Here is a 683-nt window from a genome sequence, read left to right as displayed (position 1 = left end):
GCGGCGGGGGCGGCGGCGCGTTGAACACGTAGCGCAGGCCCAGCCAGGCCTCGTGACCACCCAGAGCATCCACCTGGAAGCCCGGATAGGCCAGATCGCCCGTCGAGAAATAGCGGTACTGGGTGTCGAAAATCCAGTTGTCGCTCAGATGCCAGCCAACACCGGCCAGGAATTGCCAGACAAAGCTGACGTCCTGGTCGTTGGCGATGACCGCGTTGCTCGGCGTGGTCGTGCCCGGTCCGGGAAGAACCGTGCCCGTGTCCAGCGCCTGCAGCGAACCGTCAACCGAGGCAAAGCCCAGACCACCACCGAGATACGGGTGGTACCAGCCATCCGGATTCCAGTCGTAGAACAGGTTGACCATGAGCGACCACATGTGGAAATCGCTCTGGCTCTGCTCGAAACCACCGATCGCGCCGGTGTCGTTGAACCGGTGCGCGGCCTCGGCCTCGACGCGCCAGCCATCGGCAAAGTCGTAACCCAGCGCAAGAGCCTGACGCCAATCCGATTCGCCATTGATCTCGCGCGCGGCACTGCCTTGCACGCTGACATCGGAATCACCCGGACCGCCGTAACCGACAGCCGCACCAAAATACCAGCCCTCGTCAGCCTGCGCGACGGACGGTACCGTCAGAAAGGCTCCGGCTGCGGCGGCTATTAAAAGCCGTTTCTTCATCTTTCCC

At 63.3% G+C, this 683-nt stretch carries 1 protein-coding gene; it reads right to left on the bottom strand.

The genetic code is table 11. The features are described from left to right. A partial coding sequence (locus V0U35_RS13955) for an outer membrane protein (RefSeq protein WP_330197387.1) occupies positions 1-676 on the bottom strand: 676 nt, incomplete at its 3' end. Positions 677-683: the final 7 nt, after the last annotated feature.

It is taken from the genome of Hyphobacterium marinum (assembly GCF_036330325.1).
GTDB classification, from domain to species: Bacteria; Pseudomonadota; Alphaproteobacteria; order Caulobacterales; family Maricaulaceae; genus Hyphobacterium; species Hyphobacterium marinum.
This window is presented reverse-complemented; position numbering and strand designations above follow the sequence as displayed.